Origin of the sequence: Burkholderia sp. BCC0044, from assembly GCF_902832955.1 — a bacterium.
GTDB lineage: Bacteria > Pseudomonadota > Gammaproteobacteria > Burkholderiales > Burkholderiaceae > Burkholderia.
The window spans coordinates 767,536-790,543 of sequence record NZ_CADFDO010000002.1; the positions used below are offsets into that span (position 1 = coordinate 767,536).

Consider the following 23,008-nt stretch of genomic DNA (forward strand, 5'->3'; position numbering starts at 1 on the left):
CGGGACAAAACTACGCGTCGGCGTCCGGCGCCGTGTCGTCGTCGGCGGGCAATGCGGCGTTCGCGTCGCGGTACGCCTTCGGCGACACGCCGACCCGCGCGCGGAAGCGCCGCGCGAAATAGCCTTCGTCGCGAAAGCCGACCGAGCGGGCGATGTCCGCGATGCGCCGGCTGGTATGGGCCAGCAGCGACTGCGCGAGCGCGATCCGGCGCTCGGTCACGAGATCGGTGAAGGTGCTGCCGGTTTCCTTGCGCACCAGGTGCGCGAGGTAGTTCGGCGACAGAAACGCGGCTTCGGCGGTCGCGGCGAGCGTCAGGTCCTCGCGGGTCAGGTTCGCGCGCACGTGGCGCAGCACGCGGGCCAGCGCGTCGCGCCGGCCGGCGCGCTGGGCGCCGCGCTGCGCGAGCTTGTCGAGCGCGCCCGCGTACTGCGTGCAGACGAGCCCGATCAGTTGCAGCAGGTAGCCGCGCAACAGCGTGGTCGAGCCGAACGTGCGCACGCAATCGGCGTCGAGCATGCACAGCGCGAGGCGGCGCGCTTCGTCGTACGTATCGCCGGTCAGGATGAAATCGAGGTGTTCCTGGAAACGGAACGGCGTCAGCTCGGGGAAGCGGTGCGCGGGCACGTCCTCGAGATCGAGCGGATCGACGTCGAGATCGGCGCGCAGGAACGCCTGGCTGAAGTTGATCACGATGAAATGCGCGCCTTCCGGATGCGGGATCAGGTGCTCGCGATGCGGCAGCACGAACGCGAGCGCGCCGCGCGGGAACGGCCGCGTGACGCCGCCGATGCGCTGCTCGGTGTCGCCGCCGAGGTTGAACTGGATCTGGAAATACGCGTGGCGGTGCGGCTCGGTGATCGCCTGGCGCGACGCCTGGTCGCGGATGTAGAAATCGAGCCGGTCGCTGCGTTCGGGCATCCCGTACAGGCGCGGCGGGGCGGTGGAGGGCATGAAGGATTGTGCTGTTCGTGACGCGGTTGAGCCGCGATGGTACAGCGAACCGGGCGCAACGGGGACGGGCGCGGCCCCGCGCCCACCCGTCAGCCGGCCGCGAGCGGCGCGATCCGGCGCCGCAGTTCGGGCACGACGTCAGCGTCGAACCACGGATGGTGCTTGAACCATGCCTGGTTGCGCGGCGACGGATGCGGCAGCGGCAGGATCGCGGGGCCGTAGTCGCACCAGGCCTGCACGGTGTCGGTCAGCGTCGCCTTGCGCGTGTCGCGCAGGAAATGCCGCTGCGCGTACTGGCCGATCAGCAGCGTGAGCCGGATCGACGGCAGTTCGGCCAGCAGCCGGTCGATCCACAGCGGCGCGCATTCGGGGCGCGGCGGGTTGTCGCCGCTCGCGCCGCGGCCCGGGTAGCAGAAACCCATCGGCACGATCGCGAAGCGCGTCTCGTCGTAGAAGGTGTCGGCGTCGACGCCGAGCCAGCCGCGCAGCCGCTTGCCGCTCGCGTCGTCCCACGGGATGCCGCTCGCATGGACGCGTGCGCCGGGCGCTTGCCCGACGATCAGGATGCGTGCGTCGCGATGCGCGCGCACGACCGGGCGCGGGCCGAGCGGCAGATCGGCTTCGCATGCACGGCACGCGCGGATTTCGGTGAGCAGCACGTCGAGCGGCGTGCGCGTTGGTTTCGGCATCGATTCGGAGCGGGGGCGGAGTGGCAAGGCGGTGTTGCATGAGCGGCATCGGCGGCACAGGCGGGCAGCGGCACGGCTGCCGGCTCGGCGTGGCGTCGGCAGGCACCGGCTGCACTGCGCGGTGCGCCTGCGGCTACGCCCTACGCCCTACGCCCGCGACAGCCCCGTTGCGCCACCTTCGGCGACCGCAGCATCATACAACGCGGTCTGCGCGATCGCCGCGGCGATGCCCGCGTCGTCGTGCGAGCCGTCGAGCATGCCCCAGCGCCGGTATTGCGACAGGAACCACTGGCCCTCGCGCGGGTCGGGCCGGTTCACCGTGCCGCCGTCGTGAAAGCGGATCGGCAGCGGCGGCGTCGCGAACGGCCCCGCGCCGTAGTCGCCGAGCAGGCGCGGCGCGATCAGCCGGGCCGGCACGCCGAGCGCGTCGGGCGACGCGAGCCAGTCGGCCGCCTCGCGGCGGTGCGCGGCGCTGTCGAGCCACGCGCATGCATCGACGAGCGTGCGGATCAGCGCGCGTGCGGTGGCCGGATACAGCGCGACGAAATCGCGCCGGGTCGCGAGCACCTTCTCCGGATGATCGGGCCAGATCTCGCTCGTGACGGCGACGGTCCGGCCCGCGCCGCACGCTTCGGCGACCGCATGCCACGGCTCGCCCGCGCAGAAGCCGTCGAGTTCGCCGCCCGCGAGCGCCGCGACCATCTCGGGCGGCGGAATCACGACGCTGCGCACGTCGCGCAGCGGATCGACGCCATGCGACGCGAGCCACGCGTTCAGCCACATCGCGTGCGTGCCGGTCGGGAAGGTCTGCGCGAGCAGCGGCTTGCGGCCGAGCGTCGCGAACGCGGTACGCACGTTGGCGGTTTCGCGGTAAGCGTCGGCGAGGCCGCGCGACAACGTGATCGCCTGGCCGTTGCGGTTCAGCACCATCAACGCGGCCATGTCGGCCTGCGGGCCGCCGAGGCCGAGCTGCAGCCCGCAGACGAGCCCGTACAGCGCGTGCGCGGCGTCGAGCTCGCCGCTGAGCAGCTTGTCGCGCACGGCCGCCCACGACGGCTGGCGGCTCAATTCGAGCGTGAGGCCATGACGCGCGCCGAGGTTCAGGCGCTGCGCGACGATCAGCGGGGCCGCGTCGCTGAGCGCGACGAACCCGAGGCGAAGATGCGCGCGTTCCGGCGCGGCGGGGGGAGAGGTATTCATGGCACTCACTGGTGTGACGCGTCGAGCAATTGTCGCGCGACGTCGACGATGCGCAGGCCCTGATCCATCGCGCGCTTGCGCAGCGCCGCATACGCATCGTGTTCGGACAGCTTGCGCTGGTCCATCAGCACGCGTTTCGCGCGATCGATCAGCTTGCGTTCTTCAAGTTCGCGCTCGACGTCGGCCAGCCGGCGGCGCAGCGCATCGTCGTGCGAGAAGCGCGCGAGCGCGACTTCGAGAATCGGCGCGAGACGCTCGGCCGACAAGCCTTCGACGAGATACGCGCTGACGCCCGCGCCGACCGCCGCGCGGATCAGTTCCTGGTCGGCGTCGTGGCTGAACATCAGCACGGGGCGCGGCGCGGTCGCATGCATGACCGCGAGCTGTTCGAGCGTGTCGCGCGACGGCGAATCGGTATCGATGATCACGACGTCGGGGCGTTGCTCCTCGACGGCCGCCGGCAGGCGCGCGGGCGTCGCGACGTCGTTCAGCATCTCGTAGCCGAGGCGCGCGAGCGCGTCGCCGAGTTCGCCGATCGGCTTGTCGGTGTCGGTGACGAGCAGCACGCGCAGGCGGGCGGGCAGGGCGGACGAACTCATGAGGCGGGCAACAGGGGCAATGACGCGTCGGTGCGACGGGCGAACGATGCAGGCAGGCCGCATGCGCGGCCCGGGGTGAAGGAAGCGGGGAGCGGCCGAAGCCGTGCGATGCCGCGCATGTCAGGCGGCCCGCGCAAGCGTCGCATCGGTCGCCGCGTCCGTGCATTGTGCGGCTGCTTCGCCGATCGCGCCGCCGACGAGGATCACGGCCGGGCTGCCGAGCCGCGCGGCTTCGATGCCGCGCGCGAGCGTGCCCAGCGTGCCGGTCCAGTGGCGCTCGTCGGGCGTGCCGGCCCATTGCACGGCCGCCGCCGGCGTCGACGCGGGGAGCGCGGCGAGCAGGCCCGCCGCGATGCGGTCGACGCGGCTCATCCCCATGTAGATCGCGAGCGTGGTGCCGGTCGCCGCGAGCCGGGCCCAGTCGGGTTCGCCGTGGTCCTGGCGGTGCGCGGTGACGAACGTGACGCCCTGGCAGTGCTCGCGGTGCGTGAGCGAGATGCCGAGACTCGCGGCGGCCGCGAACCCCGACGAGATGCCGTTGACGATCTCGACCGGAATCGCGGCCGCGCGCAGCGTCGCGAGTTCTTCGCCGGCGCGCCCGAACAGCAGCGCGTCGCCGCCTTTCACGCGCACCACGTGCGCGCCGCGCAGCGCGTAGCGGCGCATCAGCTTCTCGATGAACGCCTGCGGCGTGGAGCGACAGCCGCCGCGCTTGCCGACGCGGATCACGCGCGCCTGCGGCGCGAGTTCGACGATGCCGGGCGCGACGAGATCGTCGAGCAGCAGCACGTCGGCGGCGGCCAGCGCCTTTGCCGCCTTCAGCGTGAGGAGATCGGGGTCGCCGGGGCCGGCGCCCAGCAGCGTGACTTTGCCTGTCGTCATTGTCGTATTCCTGTGCCGCATCGCATTGCTGCGGCGGTCTGATGTCGCGTTGTTGCGCGGCGGCGGCGGGCGGTCGAAACGCACCGGCATCCGGCCGTGCCGTGCACGGGGGGACGCCGTTGTCCTGAAGGGCCCGCCGTGAAGGGCGGGCAGGGTTTTGCAGGGACTGCCCACCGGCGCCGTTGCCGGTGATGCATAGCGTTCAGCAATATCCGGGCCACCCGATGCCACGTGCGGCGATCGCGTGCCGCGCCGCACCGCGCGATGGCCGCACGCGTGCATGCGCTTGCCGCGCACGGGCCGCCGTCATGCCGCATCGGTGTGCATCGCGCGCTTCCCGCGCGCACCGCGATGTCGCACGACGACAGTGCTGCAGCGCACCACATCTGTGCCCCGGTGCATCGCGACGGAGAGCGCGCAGCGCATCGCGATGACCCGCCCGATGTCCGGCGCGCCTTGTGCGATGGGGCTTGCGGCGTGATTGACGCCGACATGGCACGTCGCTTGCGTTAGCTCGTTCGGGCGGGTCAATGGCGATCCGTCCGCAGTACCGAATACCGACGTGCCCGGCAACGGGCTTCATGGGCAACGGCGTCCTACGCATCAGGTCTCGACGAGACCGGGTGCGCAGGACGCCGTTTTTCGTTTGGGCGGACGACATGACCGACAAAGCTACCCGTATCGATCTCTTCAGCCTCCGCACCGCGCCGATGCGCGCGTTCCATCTGACGTGGATGGCGTTCTTCATCTGCTTCTTCGCGTGGTTCGCGTGCGCGCCGCTGATGCCGCTGATCGCGCGCGAATTCCATCTCACGGCGGCGCAAGTCGCGAACATCAACATCGCCGCGGTGGCCGCGACGATCGCCGTGCGGCTGCTGGTCGGCCCGATGTGCGACCGCTTCGGCCCGCGCCGCGTGTATGCCGGGCTGCTGCTGCTCGGCGCGATCCCCGTGTTCGCCGTGTCGTTCACGCACGACTACCTGTGGTTCCTGATCTGCCGGCTCGGCATCGGCGCGATCGGCGCGGGCTTCGTGATCACGCAGTACCACACGTCGGTGATGTTCGCGCCGAACGTGGTCGGCACCGCGAACGCGACGACGGCCGGCTGGGGCAATGCCGGCGCGGGCGCGACGCAGGCGCTGATGCCGCTGCTGGTCGCCGCCGGCCTGATGCTCGGCTTCGGCGAGGATTCGTCGTGGCGCATCGCGCTGGTCGTGCCGGGCGTGGCGATGCTCGTGATGGCGTGGGCGTACTGGCGCTTCACGCAGGACTGCCCGCAAGGCGATTTCGTCGCGCTGCGCAAGCAGGGCGTGACGGTCGACAGCGGCAAGAAGGGCGGCTGGGCGAGTTTCTTCGCGGCCTGCGGCAACTACCGCGTGTGGATGCTGTTCGTCACGTACGGCGCGTGCTTCGGCGTCGAGGTGTTCATCCACAACATCGCCGCGCTGTACTACGTCGATCACTTCAAGCTGTCGCTGAAGGACGCCGGGTTCGCGGTCGGGATGTTCGGGCTGCTCGCGCTGTTCGCCCGCGCGCTCGGCGGCTGGCTGTCCGACAAGATCGCCGCACGCCGCAGCCTCGACGTGCGCGCGGCGCTGCTGTGCGCGCTGATCATCGGCGAAGGGCTCGGGCTGATCTGGTTCTCGCATGCGCAAGGCATCGGCGTCGCGCTCGTCGCGATGCTGACCTTCGGCCTGTTCACGCACATGGCGTGCGGCGCGACCTACGCGCTCGTGCCGTTCATCGATCGCAAGGCGCTCGGCGGCGTCGCGGGGATCGTCGGCGCGGGCGGCAACGTCGGCGCGGTCGCCGCGGCTTTCCTGCTGAAGGGCGTCGGCGACGTGCAGCACACGCTGAGCCTGCTCGGCCTCGCGGTGACCGCGACCGCATTGTGCGCGATGGCCGTGCGCTTCAGCGAAGAACACAAGGCGCGCGAAGCCGAGCTGCGCGATCGCGCGCTGGCCGCCGCCGGCGCCGCGAACTGATCGACCGAAGGAACCGTCATCATGAAACTCATCGTCATCGGCCACGGCATGGTCGGCCACAAGCTCCTCGAATGCATCGCGGCGCAAGCCGGCGAGGCCGGCGCGCTGGAGGTCACGGTGCTCGCCGAGGAACCGCGCCCGGCCTACGATCGCGTGCACCTGTCGGAATTCTTCGCGGGCAAGTCGGCGGACGACCTGTCGCTGGTCGAACCCGGCTTCTTCGAGCGCCATCCGCAGTTCGACCTGCGCCTGAACGCGCAGGTCGCGTCGATCGACCGCGCCGCGCATACGGTCACGCTCGCCTCGGGCGAAACGCTCGCGTACGACAAGCTGGTGCTCGCCACCGGCTCGCGCCCGTTCGTGCCGCCCGTGCCGGGCCGCGATCGCGCGGGCTGCTTCGTGTACCGGACGATCGAGGATCTCGAGGCGATGCAGGCGTGCGGCGCGCACGCGAAGCGCGGCGTCGTGATCGGCGGCGGGCTGCTCGGCCTCGAATGCGCGAAGGCGCTGCGCGACATGGGGCTCGACACGCACGTCGTCGAATTCGCGCCGCGCCTGATGGCCGTGCAGGTCGACGACGGCGGCGGCCGGATGCTGCGCGCGAAGATCGAGGCGCTCGGCGTGACCGTGCATACCGGCAAGAACACGCTCGAAATCGTCGACGGGGAAGAAGGCGCGCACCGGATGGCGTTCGCCGACGGCTCGCATCTCGACACCGACATGATCGTGTTCTCGGCCGGCATCCGGCCGCGGGACGAACTGGCCCGCGCGTGCGGGCTCGACATCGGCCCGCGCGGCGGCGTCGCGATCGACGACGGGTGCCGCACGAGCGACGCCGACATCTACGCAATCGGCGAGTGCGCGGCGTGGAACGGGATGGTGTACGGCCTCGTCGCGCCGGGTTACGACATGGCGCGCGTGGTCGCGAAGCAGCTCGCCGGCGACAGCGGCGACGCCGCCGCGCCGATCGCGTTCGCCGGCGCCGACATGAGCACCAAGCTGAAGCTGATGGGCGTCGACGTCGCGAGCATCGGCGACGCGCACGGCACGACGGCCGGCAGCCGCACCTACCAGTACGCGGACGAGCGCCGCCAGGTCTACAAGAAGCTCGTGGTGTCCGACTGCGGCAAGTTTCTGCACGGCGCGGTGATGGTCGGCGATGCGGCCGAGTACGGCACGCTGCTGCAGATGATGCTGAACCGCATCGAGCTGCCCGAGTCACCGGAATTCCTGATCCTGCCGTCGTCGGACGGCGCGGCGAAGCCGGCGATCGGCGTCGACGCGCTGCCGGAAGGCGCGCAGATCTGCTCGTGCAACAACGTGTCGAAGTCGCAGATCTGCGCGGCGGTGGCCGACGGCGCGACGAGCCTCGGCGCGCTGAAGACCTGCACGGGCGCCGGCACGTCGTGCGGCGGCTGCGTGCCGCTCGTCACGCAGATCATGAAGGCCGAGATGAAGAAGCAGGGCCTCGCGGTCAACAATCATCTGTGCGAGCACTTCGCGTATTCGCGCCAGGAGCTGTTCCACCTGATCCGCGTCGAGCGCATCACGACGTTCGACGCGCTGCTGCACAAGCATGGCCGCGGGCTCGGCTGCGACGTATGCAAGCCGGCCGTCGCGGGCATCCTCGCGTCGTGCTTCAACGAGTTCGTACTGAAGAAGGAGCATGCGGGGCTGCAGGATTCGAACGACTACTACCTCGCGAACATCCAGCGCGACGGCACGTATTCGGTCGTGCCGCGCATGCCGGGCGGCGAAGTCACGCCGGAAGGACTGATCGCGGTCGGCCAGGTCGCGAAAAAATACGGCCTGTACACGAAGATTACGGGCGGCCAGCGCGTCGACCTGTTCGGTGCGCGCGTCGAGCAGTTGCCGTCGATCTGGGAAGAGCTGATCGCCGCCGGCTTCGAATCGGGGCACGCGTACGGCAAGGCGCTGCGCACCGTGAAGTCGTGCGTCGGGTCGACGTGGTGCCGCTACGGCGTCGACGATTCGGTCGGCCTCGCGATCGACCTGGAGAACCGCTACAAGGGGCTGCGCGCGCCGCACAAGATCAAGTTCGGCGTGTCCGGCTGCACGCGCGAGTGCGCGGAAGCGCAGGGCAAGGACGTCGGCATCATCGCGACCGAGAAGGGCTGGAACCTGTACGTGTGCGGCAACGGCGGGATGAAGCCGCGCCACGCGGAACTGCTCGCGTCCGATCTCGATCGCGACACGCTGATCCGCTATATCGACCGCTTCCTGATGTTCTACGTGCGCACGGCCGACCGGCTGCAACGCACCAGCGTGTGGCGAGACAACCTCGAAGGCGGCCTCGACTACCTGATCGACGTCGTCGTGCACGACAAGCTCGCGATCGCGGCCGAACTCGAAGCCGACATGCAGCACGTGGTCGACACCTACGAATGCGAATGGAAGCGGGCCGTCACCGATCCGGAAACACGCAAGCGCTTCCGCCACTTCGTGAACAGCGACGCGCCGGACACGACCATCGAATTCGTCGAGACGCGCGGCCAGATCCGGCCGGCGACGCCCGACGAGCGCGTGCGCGGCAAGCCCGTGGCGATTCCCGTCGTCGCCGAACCCGCGACCGTTTGACCGTGACCGACGCCAGCATCAATTCCAAGGAGCCCATCATGAACGATCGTCTTCCGCTGTCCTGGACCCGCGTGTGCCCGCTCGACGACATCGTGCCGAACACCGGCGTGTGCGCGCTCGTCAACGGCGAGCAGGTCGCGGTGTTCCACGTCGCGCACGCCGAAGAAGACGGCGTGTTCGCGATCGACAACGTCGATCCCGTGTCGCAGGCCGCCGTGATGTCGCGCGGGCTGATCGGCAGCCTCGGCGAACGCGTCGTGGTCGCGTCGCCGCTGTACAAGCAGCATTTCGACCTGCGCACCGGCGAATGCCTCGAAGCGCCCGAGCAATCGGTGAACGCGTATCCGTCGCGGGTCGAGGACGGCTTCGTATGGATCGCGGCCTGAGCGCCCCGGAGCACGCATGACCGCCACTTCCGTCAAGAGCGTGTGCCCGTACTGCGGCGTCGGCTGCGGGATGGTGCTGCACGTCGAGGACGGCGAAGTCGTCAAGGTGTCCGGCGACGCCGACCATCCGACCAACTTCGGGCGGCTGTGCACGAAGGGTTCGTCCGCGCACGTCGCGCTGCGCCGCTCGGGGCGGCTCGACCGCGCGTTCGTGCGGCGCGCGCGCGAGGACGACCTCGTGCCGCTGCCGGCCCGTGACGCGATCGCCGAGACCGCGCGGCGGCTGCGCGCGGTGCTCGATACGCACGGGCCCGATGCGCTGTCGTTCTACGTGTCGGGGCAGATGTCGATCGAGGCGCAATACCTCGTCAACAAGCTCGCGAAGGGCTTCGTCGGCACCAACAACATCGAGTCGAACTCGCGCCTGTGCATGGCGAGCGCGGGCACCGGCTACAAGCAGTCGCTCGGCGCGGATGGCCCGCCCGGGTCGTACCAGGATTTCGATCGCGCGAACCTGTTCTTCGTGATCGGCGCGAACATGGCCGACTGCCACCCGATCCTGTTCCTGCGGATGATGGATCGCGTGAAGGCCGGCGCGAAGCTGATCGTCGTCGATCCGCGCCGCACCGGCACCGCCGACAAGGCCGACCTGTTCCTGCAGATCCGGCCGGGCACCGATCTCGCGCTGACCAACGGGCTGCTGCACCTGCTGCACGCGGACGGGCGCACCGATACCGCGTTCATCGATGCGTACACCGAAGGCTGGGACGCGATGCCCGCGTTTCTCGCCGACTACACGCCGGAGCGCGTCGCTGAAATCACGGGACTCGCGGAAGCCGACATCCGCACCGCCGCGCAATGGATCGGCGACGCGCAGGAATGGATGAGCTGCTGGACGATGGGGCTCAACCAGAGCACGCACGGCGTGTGGAACACCAACGCGATCTGCAACCTGCATCTCGCGACCGGCAAGATCTGCCGCACCGGCAGCGGGCCGTTCTCGCTGACCGGCCAGCCGAACGCGATGGGCGGGCGCGAGATGGGCTACATGGGGCCGGGGCTGCCGGGTCAGCGCTCGGTGGCGTCCGACGACGACCGCCGCTTCGTCGAGAACCTGTGGCGCGTGCCGGCCGGCACGCTGCGCAAGGACACCGGCAACGGCACGGTCGACCTGTTCGAGCGGATGGCGGCCGGCGACATCAAGGCATGCTGGATCGTCTGCACGAACCCGGTCGCGACCGTGCCGAACCGGCGCAACGTGATCGCCGGGCTGCAGGCGGCGGAACTCGTGATCGCGCAGGACGCATTCCTCGACACCGAGACCAATCGCTACGCGGACATCCTGCTGCCCGGCGCGCTGTGGGCCGAGGGCGACGGCGTGATGATCAATTCCGAGCGCAACATGACGCTGATGCGCGCGGCGGTCGCGCCGCCCGGCGACGCGCTGCCCGACTGGCGCATCGTCGCGGAAGTCGCGCGCGCAATGGGTTTCGGCGATGCGTTCGACTATGCGTCGGCGGCCGACGTGTTCGACGAGATCGTCCGTTTCTCGAATCCGGCGACCGGCTACGACCTGCGCGGCGCGAGCCATGCGGCGCTGCGCGACGGGCCCGTGCAGTGGCCGGTCGCGCCGGGCGCCGCGCGCGAGCGGCACCCGATCCGCTACCTGAACGACGGCGTGAGCCAGACGCTGCGCGAAGCAGCCGACGGCCGCGACGCCCCGCGCATCGCGTTCCCGACGCCGTCGGGCAAGGCGCGCTTTTTCGCGCGGCCGCACGTCGATCCGGCCGAGCTGCCCGACGACACGTTCCCGATCGTGCTGAACACCGGGCGGCTGCAGCATCAGTGGCACACGATGACGAAGACCGGCAAGGTCGCGATGCTGAACAAGCTCAACCCGCGCCCGTTCGTCGAACTGCACCCGGACGATGCAAGGGCGCTCGGCATCGCCGCGAAGGACAGCGTCGAGATCCGTTCGGCGCGCGGCCGCGCGGTGCTGCCCGCCGTCGTGACGGACCGCGTGCGGCGCGGCAACTGCTTCGCGCCGATGCACTGGAACGACGTGTACGGCGACGATCTGTGCATCAACGCGGTGACGAACGACGCGATCGACCCGGAATCGCAGCAACCCGAACTGAAATACTGCGCGGTCGCGCTGACGCGGGTCGATACGGACGCGTTCGCGTCGACCGACGACGACACGGCGCGCGCCGCCGCGCGCGAGGACGATGCACCGCCCGCGCCTGCGATCTCGCCGATCGCGGCTTCACAGGAATCCGACATGGCAGACCTCGACACTTTCGCGGCCGCGCTCGGCGTCGCCGATCTCGCGCCGCCGCCACTGACCGACACCGAGCGGCTGTACGTGGCCGGCCTCGTCAGCGGGCTGAAGGCGAGCGCCGGCCGTCGCGAAGGCGGCGTGCCGGTGCTGCCGGCCGGCGCGCCGTTGACGCCGCCCGTGCGGTTCTGGCTCGACGGGATGCTCGCGGGGCTGTTCAGCCGCTCGCTGCCGGCCGGTGCGCAGAGCGCCGCGGCGCCCGCGCTGCCGGCCGACGCCGCTGCCGCCGGCGGCGTGCGCATCGTGCGCCCGCGCCCGAAGGTCACGTTGTTGTGGGCGTCGCAGACCGGCAACATCGAATCGTTGACCGAGGATTACGCGACGAAGCTGATGAACGCGGGCTTCGAGATCCGCACCGCGTGCATGTCCGACTATCCGGTCGCGTCGCTGGCCGCTGCGCAATACGTGCTGCTGATGACGAGCACGTTCGGCGACGGCGATGCGCCGGACAACGGCAGCGAGTTCTGGGACGCGTTGCAGGCCGGCAGCGCCGCGCGCCTCGACGGCGTGCATTTCGCGGTGCTCGCGTTCGGCGACCGCAACTACGACCAGTTCTGCGGTCACGGCCGCCGGCTCGACGCACGGCTCGCGGAACTCGGCGCGGCGCGCCTGTGTGCACGCGTCGATTGCGACGTCGAATTCCAGCACGATGCCGATCAGTGGCTCGAGCGCGTCGTCGCGCGCATCAAGGAGGCCGATGCCGCGCTGCACGCGGTGCCGTCCGGCGGGATGAGCGCGTCGGGGCTGCTGCCGACGAAAGCGCACCCGGCGCCGTCGAAGCTCGTCGCGAACCTGCGGCTGAACCGGCCGGGCGCGGCAAAAGACACGCGCTATGTATCGCTGTCGACCCAGGGCGCGAACCTCGAATACGAAACCGGCGACGCGCTCGGCGTATGGCCGACCAACTGCCCGGAACTGGTCGACGAACTGCTGTCCGTCACAGCGCTGAAGGCCGACGCGCCCGTGTCGGTGCCCGGTGTCGGCGATATCCGGCTCGGCGATGCGCTCGCGCGCCACTTCGACATCACGCGCCCGCATCCGGACACGCTGGCCTTCATCGCGTCGCACAGCGCGAACGGCGCGCTGAAATCGCTGCTCGGCGACGACCGCAAGGCCGACCTCAAGCAATGGTTGTGGGGGCAACAGCTTGCGGACGTGCTGCACGAATACCCGGTCGAGCTGTCGGGCGCGGAACTGGTCGGCATGCTCAAGCGCATGCAGCCGCGCCTCTATTCGATCGCGTCGAGCCCGAGCGCGCACGCGGGCGAGATTCACCTGACCGTGTCGGCCGTGCGCTATCACAACGGCCGGCGCGCGCGCAAAGGCGTCGCGTCGACGTTCCTCGCCGATCGCGCGGACGACGGCCGCGTGCCCGTGTTCGTGCAGAAGTCCGCGCATTTCCGGCCGCCGGTGAACGGCGACGTGCCGATCGTGATGGTCGGCCCGGGCACCGGCGTTGCGCCGTTCCGCGGCTTCCTGCACGAGCGGCAGGCGCGCGGCGCGCGCGGGCGCAACTGGCTGTTCTTCGGCGAGCAGCACGCGCAGACCGACTTCTACTACGGCGACGAACTGAGCGCGATGCGCGACAGCGGCTTCCTGACGCGGCTCGATCTCGCGTTCTCGCGCGACCAGGCCGACAAGGTCTACGTGCAGGACCGGATGCGCGAGCAGGGCGCCGAGCTGTTCGCATGGCTGGAGGAAGGCGCGCACTTCTACGTGTGCGGCGACGCCGCGCGGATGGCGAAGGACGTCGATACGGCGCTGAAGGCGATCGTCGCGAAGCACGGCGGCATGTCGGACGAAGCCGCGAACGACTACGTCGCGCGGCTTTCGAAGGCCCGGCGGTACATGCGCGACGTGTACTGAATCGCGTGAGCGGCGGGCCGTTGCGTTGGCCCGCCGCTTCGTTGCGGGTTACTGCTGCCGTTCCCACGCACGCGCCTGCTCGGCGCGCACGAACGCTTCCGACGAGGCCGGCAGCAGGTTGCGGAACGCGCCGCCGTCGCTGTCGATCACGTCGACCATCTTCGCGATCATTTCCTCCGGGTCATGCTGTTCGAGCGGGAACGTCAGCCGCTCGGGCGTCACGGTATGCACGGCCGGATCGTGCCAGCGCTGGGTCGTTTCCATCATCCGGTCGTTGAAGCCGGTGCGATACGGGCCCGGGTTCACGACCGCGACGCGGATGCCGTGCGGCGCCAGCTCCGCGTGCATCGCCTCGGCCACCGATTCGATCGCGTGCTTCGACGCGCAGTACGCGCCGGTGAACGGCCCCGTGATCAACCCCGCGATCGACGACACGAACACGATCTTGCCGCGTTTGCGCGCGAGCATCCCGCGTGCGATCTGCTGCGTGAGTTCGAGCGGCCCGAACACGTTCACGTCGAACAGCTCGCGGACGATCTCGATCGGCAGGTCGACGAGCGCGCCGGCTTCGCCGACGCCCGCGTTGTTCACGAGCACGTCGATCTCGAGTTCGGCGGCGCGCGCGCGATCGTAGGCCGACGTGACGTCGAGCTTCACCGCGCGCAACGCGGTGTCGCGCTGTGCGGCGGCGTCCGTCAGTGCGTCGATCTCGACGGCCGTGCGCACGCCGGCCGTCACGTCGTGGCCGCGCTTGGCGAGCCGCAGCGCGACTTCGCGGCCGAAGCCCGTACCCGCGCCGGTGATGAGAATGCGTTTCTGTGCCATCTGCTTACCTTGTGGAGTGAAGGGTTGCCTGAAAAAGGTCGCGGCAGTGCTGCGCGATCGCGGCGTCTTCGTCGACGCTGCCGCCCGAGATGCCGATCGCGCCGACGCAGCGCCCGGCGCCGTCGACGAGCGGCTCGCCGCCGCCGAACGTGACCAGCCCGCCGTGACTGTGTTCGATGCCGCGCAGCGGACCGTCGCCCGACATCGCGCCGAGCGCGCCGGTCGACGCGCGAAAGCGGACCGCCGTCAGCGCTTTGCGCTGCGCGAGATCGATCGCGCCGAGAAAACAGTCGTCGGTGCGCACGAACGCGAGCAGGTTCGCACCGGCATCGACGACGGCGATCGCGACGCCGGCCACCTGCAGCGATGCGGCATGCGCGAGCGCCGCATCGATCGTACGGCGGGCGACGGCGAGCGGCAGCGGGAGTGAGGCAGTGAGCGGGTTCATGCGAGTCTCCGAGGGACGACAGCGCCAGTGTAGGCAGTTGCGGTATATGGGAGAATCCGTATTCCGCTCGAAGCAGTTTCAAGTTTTTTTAATGATGGACAGACGATGAGCAGACGCGATCCGATGGCCGGCCTGCACGTGTTCATGACCGTCGCGACGGCCGGCAACTTCACGCGGGCCGCCGCCGCGCTCGGCCTGACGCCGGCGGCCGTCAGCCTGGCGATCGGGCAGCTCGAGGGCGAGCTGAACGTGAAGCTGTTCAACCGCAGCACGCGCGGCGTGAGCCTCACCGAAGCCGGCCAGCGCTACCGGCGGCAGACCGAGCCGGCATACCGGCAGGTCATGCAGGCGCGGGACGAACTGAAGGATGCGCGCAGCGAGCCGAACGGGCTGTTGCGCGTGACCGCGCTGCCGCTCGCGCGCTTGCTCGTGATCGCGCCGGTGCTCGCCACGTTCCGCGAGCGCTATCCGAAAGTCCGGCTCGAAATTCGCTACGAGAACGAACTCGTCGACATCGCGAAGGACGGCTTCGACGCGGGGATTCGGCTGGCCGACCGATTGCAGCCGGGCATGATCGGCGTGCGGATCGCGCCTGCGCTGACGTGTGCACTGGTTGCGTCGCCCGGCTATCTGGCGCGGTACGGTGTGCCGGAATCGATTGCGCAGCTCGAGCATCATGCGTGCGTCCGTTTCCGGTTCTCGGAAAGCGGACGCCTGCATAAATGGCTGCTGCGCGACGGGCGACGCGACGTCGATCTCGATCCGGACGGCGTGTTCGTGACGAACGACGACGATGCGGTGATCGACGCGGCGCGCGCCGGTATCGGCATCGCGTTCGCGTTCGTGCGCGAGCGGATCGAGCAGGACCTGCGCGACGGCACGCTCGTCGAGGTGCTGCCGGGCGCGTGCCGCACGCTGCCGCCGATGTGGCTGTACTACGCGAATCGCAAGCACATGCCGGCCAAGCTGCGCGCGTTCATCGACGTGCTGCGCGAGCGCGAAGGCGCGGACGCGGCGTAAGCGCGTCGGCCGCTCGCTGCAGCAATGGGTCCGGCGGCGCATGATGGCGGCTCCCCCCACGAAGCCATGGAGTCGCGTGATGATCGTATTCCCGCATGTTCCGATTCGAACGTTCATGATTGCCGCTGCGCTGGCGGCCGTCACGGTTTGCAGCGCACCGGCCATCGGCCAGACGTCGACGGTGCCGGCCGGCACGGCTGTCGCGACGCCCGACAACGCGGTGCTGCTGACCGTCTTCCTGAAACACGACCAGTCGCGCCCGCTCGCCGAGCTGAATGCGCAGCTTGCGAAGCAGGGGTTCTACAAGGCGTTTCCGCCGCCGGGCGTCGAGGTGGTGAGCTGGACGGTGACGATGGGAATCGGGCAGATCGTCGTGCTGCGGCTGCCGGCGTCGCGGGTGCGGGAGGTCAATCGTGTGCTCGAGGATACGGCCTGGGGCGCGTACCGGACGGAGTTCTACCCGACCTACGACTACAAGGCGATCGGGTTGGGGGAGCATGAGCGGGCGAAGTGACGCGCAGTGGCGTATTTCCGCACCCGTGGTGCGCCGGGTGGGCGCACCGAATTACCCCGTTCCCGTTCCGGAACGCACCGCGCCATCGCGTTTTCGTCCTCAGCCGCCGGGCGCGGCGCGGCAGATTCCTCCCAAATGCATCACAAGTCATTCATCTGATGAAAAAACCACGCCGGTTCCCGGTATGATGCGCACCTTGCGTTCGTGGGACGCACGGTTTCTTTATGCGTTTTGATGCGCGAGAAACCACAAATCCGCACAAAGGCCACGTGAAAGATTCTGTAATATAAGTTCCGTATACTCGTAAGTTCTGATCCAGGCGCCACCAGCCCGTCGTCGGCCGGCCGCCCATGCAGAACAACAGATATGTCGCCGCCGGGCCAACCCGCGCCGCGACACGCTATGCACCACCACTGAACACGTTATGTCTTCCCGCCACTCTGGTTCGCCCGGCCGTGCCGAGGCGGTGATCGCCCGTGCCCGGGCGCTGATCCGCAACGAGCGCGTGCTGTCGCCGCTGCTCGCGCTCGGCATCGGCCTGCTGCTGATCGTGGTTTTCCAGCATCTGTCGGAATCCGTCGACTACCGCTCGGTGATCCGCCAGTTGCGTCACATGTCCGTCGGCGAGTGGGGCGCGTCGCTGGCCGCGACGGCCCTCAGCTATCTCGCGCTCGTCGCCCGCGACGCCGTTGGCCTGCGCTATGTCGCGGCCAAGGTGCCGCGCGTCGCGCTGTGGATCGGCGCGATTGCCGGTTCCGCGCTCGGCAACGCGACCGGCTTCGGCGCGCTGACGGGCGGCGCGGTGCGCGCCCGCGTGTACGGCGTGTCGGGTGTCACGCCCGCCCAGATCGGCCGGATGACGGTGTTCACGAGCGGTACGCTGGCGCTCGCGATGGTGCTGATGACGGCGGTCGGCATGGTCTGCGTGCCGGAGGCGCTCGCCGCGATGCTGCACGTCGCGCCCGGCGTGCTCACGTGGACGGGCGCAGCGTTGCTCGTCGCGCTCGCCGCGCTGGTCGTGCTGTGCGGCAACACCGCGCGCCCGGTCGTCACGCGCTTCAAATGGCTGTCGTTCGACGTGCCGGCGCGGCGCGATCTCGTCGCGCAGGTCGTCTACGCGGTGCTCGACGTCGTTGCCGCGGGCCTGACGCTGTGGGTGCTGCTGCCGGCGGCGCCCGTCGGCTTCCCGACCTTCATTACCGTTTACGCGGCCGCGTTGCTGCTCGGGATGATCGGCCATACGCCGGGCGGGATCGGCGTGTTCGAGGCCGCGATGGTCTTCACGCTCGGTCGCGAGGTGCCTGCGCACGCGATGGTCGCCGCGCTGATCGCGTATCGCGCGATCTACTTCGGCGTGCCGCTCGTGCTGTCGGCCGGCCTGCTGGCCGGTTTCGAGGGCCGCGCGCTGCGGCGCCGGCTCGTGACGCGGCAGGCCGTGCGCGTGTCGCAGCTCGCGCCGGTGTTCCTGAGCCTCGTGACGTTCGCGGTCGGCGGGATGCTGGTGATCTCGAGCGCGACGCCCGCGTTCTGGCACCGGATCGCGATCCTGCGCCACATCGTGCCGCTGTGGGTGCTCGAAGGCTCGCAGGTGATCTGCAGCGTGCTCGGCGTCGCGCTGCTGTTCGTCGCGCGCGGGCTGCTGCGCCGGCTCGACGGCGCGTGGTGGATGACCTTCGCATTGACGCTCGCGAGCCTCGCGCTGTCGCTGGCCAAGGGCCTCGCGTTCGTCGAGGCCGGCGTGCTCGGCACGCTGCTCGTGCTGCTGCTCGTCAGCCGCCGCCGGTTCAACCGTCATTCGTCGCTGCTCGCCGAGCGCTTCACCGTGAGCTGGTTCGTGTCGGTGGCGATGGTGCTGATGCTGGCCGTGTGGGTGCTGTTCTTCGCGTTCCGCGACGTGCCTTACACGCGCGATCTGTGGTCGCATTTTTCGTTCGATGCGCGTGCGCCGCGGGCGCTGCGCGCGACGCTCGCGTCCGGCGTGTTCGTCGCGCTGTTCGCGCTGTGGCAATTGCTGCGCCCGGCCCCCGGGCGTTTCGTGAAGCCCGCGGAGCAGGACCTGATCGACGCGGAGCAGATCATCCGCGCGCAGGAATGCAGCGACGCGGGCCTCGCGCTGATGGGCGACAAGTCGTTCCTGTTTTCCGAATCGCGCCGCGCGTTCCTGATGTACGCGAAGAACGGCCGTACGTGGGCCGCGCTGCACGACCCGGTCGGGCCGCGCGAAGAGTGGCCCGCGCTGATCAGCAAGTTCATCGCGCTCGCGCATGCGCACAGCGGCCGCGCGGCGTTCTACCAGGTGCGCGCGAACGCGTTGCCGCTGTATCTCGACGCAGGGCTCACGCTGATGAAGCTCGGCGAGGAAGCGCATATCGCGCTCGACCAGTTCGACCTGAAGGGATCGAACCGTTCGCACCTGCGCTACGCGCTGCGCCGCGGCGACAAGGATGCGCTGACGGTCGAGGTGATCGCGCCGGGCGACGTGCCGGCCGCGCTGCCGGCGCTGCGCGACATCTCCGACGGCTGGCTCGACAGCCGCGATGCGCGCGAGAAGAGCTTCTCGGTTGCCGCGTTTCACGACGGCTATCTGTCGACGCAGTCGGTGATGCTGGTGCGGCAGGCCGACAAGCCGATCGCGTTCGTCACGTTCATGACGACCGACCTCAACACCGAGGCGACGGTCGGCGTGATGCGCCATCTGCCGGACGCTTCGCCCTACGCGATGGAGTATCTGTTTACGCAGCTCGCGCTGCATCTGAAGGAAGCGGGGTTCCGCAAGCTCAGCCTGGGCATCGCGCCGTTCTCGGGGATGGGGGCGGCGAAGATGCCGTCGCCGTTCCACCGGCTCGGCCTGATGGTCTGGCGCTTCGGCGGCCGCTTCTACAACTTCCGCGGCTTGCGCGCTTTCAAGAGCAAGTTCGAACCGCACTGGGAGCCGCGTTATCTCGCGGCCTCGGGCTCGGTCGGCGTGTTCGTCACGCTCGCGGATCTGTCATTGCTGGCTGGAGGTCGGCGTTCATGATGTTGAAGAAGGGTATCGCGCGGGCGGCAGCCGCCTGCGCGGGAATGATGTTGGCCGGCGCCGCGTGCGCCGCGCAGCCGGCCGCCGTGAAAGCCGAAACCGTATCCGGCGGCCGCTACGGGCCCGTGACCGTGACCAGGCCGAGCGGGACGCTGCGCGGTTTCGTCGTGCTGTTCTCGCGTGAGGCCGGCTGGAGCGCCACCGATCAGCAGGCGGCCGACGCGCTCGCGAAAGCCGGTGCGATGACGGTCGGCGTCGATGCCGAACGTTACGCGGCGAATCTCGCCGCGAAGCAGGAGACCTGTCACCACCTCGACGGCGACGCCGAGGCGGTCAGCCATCAGCTCGAACGTCTCGCGCAATCGTCGCGCTATTTCACGCCGATCGTCGCGGGCGTGGGCCAGGGCGGCGCGATCGCGAAGCAGATCCTCGCGATGGCGCCGGAGAACACGATCGCCGGCGTCGTCGCGGTCGGCCCGGCCGCGAAGCTCGATCCGCGCTTCAAGCCGTGCCCGCCCGATCCGACGATCGTGCGCCGCGCGATGCCGGGCTTCGTCGAAACGGCGGCCGCGGGCGACACCGCGAAGCTCGTGTCGCTCGTCACGTCGCACCTGCGCGACACCAGCAGCAGCGACGAGCTCGACGTGTCCGACCTGCCGCTCGTCGAGCTGCCGGCCAAGGGCGGCAGCGACCGGCTCGCGATCGTGATCTCGGGCGACGGCGGCTGGCGCGACCTCGACAAGACGATCGCCGAGGCGCTTCAGCGCGACGGCGTGTCGGTGGTCGGCATCGACAGCCTGCGTTATTTCTGGAGCGAGAAGCCGCCCGCACAGGTGAGCCGCGATCTGGCCCGCGTGATGCGCACCTACACGGCGCGCTGGCATGCGAGCCGCGTGGCGCTGGTCGGCTACTCGTTCGGCGCCGACGTGATGCCGTTCGCGTACAACCGGCTGCCGGCCGACCTGCGCGACAAGGTCGCGGTGATGTCGCTGCTCGGCTTCGCGCCGTCGGCCGATTTCCAGATCCGCGTGACGGGCTGGCTCGGCATGCCCGCGAGCGACAAGGCGCTGAAGGTCGCGCCGGAAATCGCGAAGGTGCCGCCGTCGCTCGTGCAGTGCTTCTATGGCGCGGAAGAGAAGGACACGATGTGCCCGGCGCTCGCGAACACGGGCACCGACGTGATCAAGACGCAGGGCGATCACCACTTCGGCCGCGATTACATCGCGCTCGAGAAGAAGATCCTCGGCGGGTTCGGCAAGCCGGTGGCGGCGCGCTGAATGCCGGCGGCGCCCGCGTGATGGCGGGCGTCGGCCGGTTTGCTTCCGGTTCATCGTACGGGCGGCCAGCGAGCCGCCCGTTTCATTTTCCGGCTGGCGGTGCCGCGTCCCGCGGCGGCAGGGTCGTTTCCGCATTGCGCGGATAGAAGCCCGGGAACCGGTCGAGTTGCGGCCGTGCGGCCGCGAGATCGGTGTCGTTGTCGGGCACCGCGCTCGATAACGCGGTGCGTTCCATCAGCAGCAACGGGTCGACCAGGACGTCGCCGGTTGCCGACGAAGCCGTCGCGCTTGCGCAGCGGAATGCGCTGCGGCGGGACACGCGGCAGACCGGGACGAAACAGGCGCAGCAAGCAGATGGCCGGCAGACGTACGGGCACGCGAGCATGCCCGGGGACGCGATCATGCGTCGACGACGCGCGCCGGATCGAGCGCGCGGATGCGCTGGTCGATGAAGTAACCGCCGCCTTCCTGGTAGCGCAGGAACAGGCGGCCGCACGCGCGGCATTGGCTGACGGTGCAGCGGTTGTACGGGAAATGCCGCGGCGCGATCGGCGCGTCGTCCGACGCGTAGCGCGTGCCGGCCGGATGATATTCCGCGTAGGTCGGCTCTTCCTCGCCGGGCGGTGCGAGCGTGGCCACTTCGATCAGTTGCGTGTCCGGCAGCGACAGCGGCAGGGTCGTCCAGCCGGCGAGCGAGGTCTTCGTGCACGTGCACGGCTGCGTGACGTGCGCCGCTTCGGCCGTCAGTTTCAGCAGCGCGTCGTGATCGAGGTAAGGCAGTTGGCTCATGGGCAATCGTGAAGGGGCGGCAGGACCCGCAATGTAACCCGCGTGCGGATCGGCTGCATGGCCATGACGAAGGCGGCACGCGCGGTACGCGATCAGCCCGCCTTGCGAACCGACGGCTGCGCGACCAGTTCGCCGAGCACGCGGATCGCGCGCTCGATGTCGCGGCTCCACGGATGGCCGAAGTTCACGCGCACGCAGCGCTCGAAGCCGTGCGCGGCCGAAAACAGCGGGCCCGGCGCGAAGCTGATGCCGCGTTCGATCGCCTGGCGATGCAGCTCCATCGCGTCGATCGCATCGGGAAACGCGAGCCACAGGAAATACCCGCCGTCGGGCCGCACCCATTCGACGCCGGCCGGCAGCCAGCGCCGCAGCGCGTCGTCCATCCGGTCGAGCTGCGCGTGCAGCGCGCCGCGCAGCTTGCGCAGGTGCCGGTCGTAGCCGCCGTGCTCCAGATAGTTCGCGATGCCGGCCTGCGCGGGAATGCTGGCCGACAGCGTCGTCATCAGCTTGAGCCGCTGCACCTTCTCCGCGAACCGGCCGGCGGCGGCCCAGCCGATCCGGTAGCCGGGCGCGAGCGTCTTCGAGAACGAACTGCAGTGCATCACGAGGTCGTGCCGGTCGAACGCGCGCGCGGGCAGCGGATAGTCGGGGCCGAAATGCAGTTCGCCGTACACGTCGTCCTCGATCAGCGGCACGTTGCGCGCCGCGAGCAATTCGACGAGCGCGCGTTTTTTTTCGGCGGTCAGCGTGACGCCGGTCGGATTCTGGAAATTGGTCATGAACCAGCACGCGCGGATGTCGTGCCGGTCGAGCGCGTTCGCGAGCGCGGCGAGATCGAGGCCGGTGCGCGGATCGACGGGAATCTCGACCGCGCGCAGGTCGAGCCGCTCGATCGCCTGCAGCGCCGCGTAGAAGCCCGGCGCTTCGACGGCGACGACGTCGCCCGGCCGCGTGACGGCCATCAGGCACAGGTTCAGCGCCTCGAGCGCGCCGTTCGTGACGACGATTTCGTCGATCGGCTGCGCGATGCCGGTGGCGAGATAGCGCCGCGCGATCTGCTGGCGCAACGCCTCGTTGCCGGGCGGCAGGTCGACAACGGTGCTCCACGGGCTCACGAGCCGCGTGGCCTGCGCGAGCGACTTCGCCAGGCGCGGCAGCGGAAACAGCTGCGGCGCGGGGAAAGCGGAACCGAGCGGCACGATGCCGGGCTGCGTCGCCGCATCGAGCACGGAGAACACGAGGCTGCTGATGTCGACCTTGCGCGAGGCGCCGGCGCGGCTCGCTCGGCGTTGCGTCGCCGGGCTCGCGGCCGGCTGGGCGCCCGGCGCGACGTAGTAGCCCGAGCGTTCGCGTGCGCGGATCAACCCCCACTGTTCGAGCAGGTAATACGCGCGAAACACCGTCGACTGGCTCACGCCGTGTTGCGCGATGATCTGCCGCAGCGACGGCAGGCGCGTGCCGACGGCGAGGTTGCCGTTGCGGATGTCGTCGGCGATCGTATGGGCGAGGGTTTCGTAGCGTTTCATCGGCGTGGACGGGGCGCGTCGTCGCCTTACGCGGGCTGGAGCGACACCGCGCCGGCGGGCGCGGCTCATTGTCCGATGCACGGCCCGAAAAGGAA

17 protein-coding genes and 1 pseudogene are annotated in these 23,008 nt (G+C 69.7%); 8 read left to right on the forward strand and 10 right to left on the reverse strand.

Going from position 1 to position 23,008, the window contains the following annotated elements; translation table 11 throughout:
• Window positions 1-10: 10 nt before the first annotated feature.
• From HWX14_RS11990 to cobA, 5 genes are all read right to left on the reverse strand, one after another.
• On the reverse strand, window positions 11-952 hold the full coding sequence (locus HWX14_RS11990; RefSeq protein ID WP_175882910.1) for a helix-turn-helix transcriptional regulator: 942 nt from the start codon (window positions 950-952) through the stop codon (window positions 11-13).
• An 89-nt stretch (window positions 953-1,041) separates the two neighbouring features.
• Window positions 1,042-1,641, reverse strand: coding sequence for a uracil-DNA glycosylase family protein (locus HWX14_RS11995; RefSeq protein ID WP_175882911.1), 600 nt, complete (start codon window positions 1,639-1,641; stop codon window positions 1,042-1,044).
• A 147-nt stretch (window positions 1,642-1,788) separates the two neighbouring features.
• On the reverse strand, window positions 1,789-2,841 hold the full coding sequence (locus tag HWX14_RS12000; protein WP_175882912.1) for a CmpA/NrtA family ABC transporter substrate-binding protein: 1,053 nt from the start codon (window positions 2,839-2,841) through the stop codon (window positions 1,789-1,791).
• 5 nt (window positions 2,842-2,846) lie between these two features.
• Window positions 2,847-3,440: an ANTAR domain-containing protein gene (locus HWX14_RS12005; protein WP_175882913.1), complete on the reverse strand. Its 594-nt coding sequence runs from the start codon at window positions 3,438-3,440 to the stop codon at window positions 2,847-2,849.
• Between the two features lie 120 nt (window positions 3,441-3,560).
• Window positions 3,561-4,322 (reverse strand): uroporphyrinogen-III C-methyltransferase, encoded by a 762-nt coding sequence (gene cobA, locus HWX14_RS12010; RefSeq protein ID WP_175882914.1) that lies wholly within the window; start codon window positions 4,320-4,322, stop codon window positions 3,561-3,563.
• Between the two features lie 659 nt (window positions 4,323-4,981).
• On the opposite strand from cobA, the gene HWX14_RS12015 reads away from it, so the two are divergent.
• Genes HWX14_RS12015 through HWX14_RS12030 form a run of 4 tightly spaced genes read left to right on the forward strand, consistent with a single transcriptional unit; the run spans window position 4,982 to window position 13,495 of the window.
• Complete coding sequence (locus HWX14_RS12015; RefSeq protein WP_175882915.1) at window positions 4,982-6,307, forward strand: MFS transporter; 1,326 nt, start codon at window positions 4,982-4,984, stop codon at window positions 6,305-6,307.
• Window positions 6,308-6,328: 21 nt separating this feature from the next.
• Entirely contained in the window at window positions 6,329-8,905 is a 2,577-nt protein-coding gene (gene nirB, locus HWX14_RS12020) for a nitrite reductase large subunit NirB (RefSeq protein ID WP_175882916.1), read from the forward strand.
• A gap of 38 nt (window positions 8,906-8,943) precedes the next feature.
• The gene (nirD, locus tag HWX14_RS12025; RefSeq protein ID WP_175882917.1) at window positions 8,944-9,291 is read left to right on the forward strand and encodes a nitrite reductase small subunit NirD; all 348 of its coding nucleotides are present in this window, start codon (window positions 8,944-8,946) and stop codon (window positions 9,289-9,291) included.
• Window positions 9,292-9,307: 16 nt separating this feature from the next.
• Entirely contained in the window at window positions 9,308-13,495 is a 4,188-nt protein-coding gene (locus HWX14_RS12030; protein ID WP_175882918.1) for a bifunctional nitrate reductase/sulfite reductase flavoprotein subunit alpha, read from the forward strand.
• A 48-nt stretch (window positions 13,496-13,543) separates the two neighbouring features.
• Here HWX14_RS12030 and HWX14_RS12035 read toward each other — a convergent pair whose 3' ends face one another.
• Together HWX14_RS12035 and HWX14_RS12040 are read right to left on the reverse strand one after the other, a co-directional pair.
• Window positions 13,544-14,320 carry an SDR family oxidoreductase gene (locus tag HWX14_RS12035; RefSeq protein ID WP_175882919.1) on the reverse strand — a complete coding sequence of 259 codons (777 nt, stop codon included), beginning with the start codon at window positions 14,318-14,320 and terminating at the stop codon, window positions 13,544-13,546.
• 4 nt (window positions 14,321-14,324) lie between these two features.
• Window positions 14,325-14,768 (reverse strand): heme-binding protein, encoded by a 444-nt coding sequence (locus HWX14_RS12040; protein WP_175882920.1) that lies wholly within the window; start codon window positions 14,766-14,768, stop codon window positions 14,325-14,327.
• Between the two features lie 105 nt (window positions 14,769-14,873).
• Between HWX14_RS12040 and HWX14_RS12045 the strand changes: the two genes are divergently transcribed.
• The 4 genes from HWX14_RS12045 (at window position 14,874) to HWX14_RS12060 (ending at window position 20,598) form a co-directional block, all read left to right on the forward strand.
• Entirely contained in the window at window positions 14,874-15,788 is a 915-nt protein-coding gene (locus tag HWX14_RS12045; protein ID WP_175882921.1) for a LysR family transcriptional regulator, read from the forward strand.
• A 79-nt stretch (window positions 15,789-15,867) separates the two neighbouring features.
• Window positions 15,868-16,302, forward strand: a complete 435-nt coding sequence (locus tag HWX14_RS12050) for a hypothetical protein (RefSeq protein ID WP_175882922.1) — start codon at window positions 15,868-15,870, stop codon at window positions 16,300-16,302.
• A gap of 424 nt (window positions 16,303-16,726) precedes the next feature.
• On the forward strand, window positions 16,727-19,321 hold the full coding sequence (gene mprF, locus HWX14_RS12055; protein WP_175882923.1) for a bifunctional lysylphosphatidylglycerol flippase/synthetase MprF: 2,595 nt from the start codon (window positions 16,727-16,729) through the stop codon (window positions 19,319-19,321).
• A complete protein-coding gene (locus tag HWX14_RS12060) occupies window positions 19,318-20,598 on the forward strand; it encodes a virulence factor family protein (RefSeq protein ID WP_175882924.1) in 1,281 nt (426 codons plus the stop codon). Before mprF ends, HWX14_RS12060 begins: the two co-directional genes overlap by 4 nt.
• Before the next feature lie 82 nt (window positions 20,599-20,680).
• On the opposite strand, the pseudogene HWX14_RS12065 reads toward HWX14_RS12060, so the two are convergent.
• The 3 genes and pseudogenes from HWX14_RS12065 to HWX14_RS12075 form a co-directional block, all read right to left on the reverse strand.
• Window positions 20,681-20,894 (reverse strand): annotated as a pseudogene (locus tag HWX14_RS12065) (DUF934 domain-containing protein); the annotation flags it as partial.
• Window positions 20,895-20,997: 103 nt separating this feature from the next.
• Window positions 20,998-21,387, reverse strand: a complete 390-nt coding sequence (locus HWX14_RS12070; protein WP_175882925.1) for a hypothetical protein — start codon at window positions 21,385-21,387, stop codon at window positions 20,998-21,000.
• 92 nt (window positions 21,388-21,479) lie between these two features.
• The gene (locus HWX14_RS12075; protein ID WP_175882926.1) at window positions 21,480-22,913 is read right to left on the reverse strand and encodes a PLP-dependent aminotransferase family protein; all 1,434 of its coding nucleotides are present in this window, start codon (window positions 22,911-22,913) and stop codon (window positions 21,480-21,482) included.
• Window positions 22,914-23,008 lie beyond the last annotated feature (95 nt).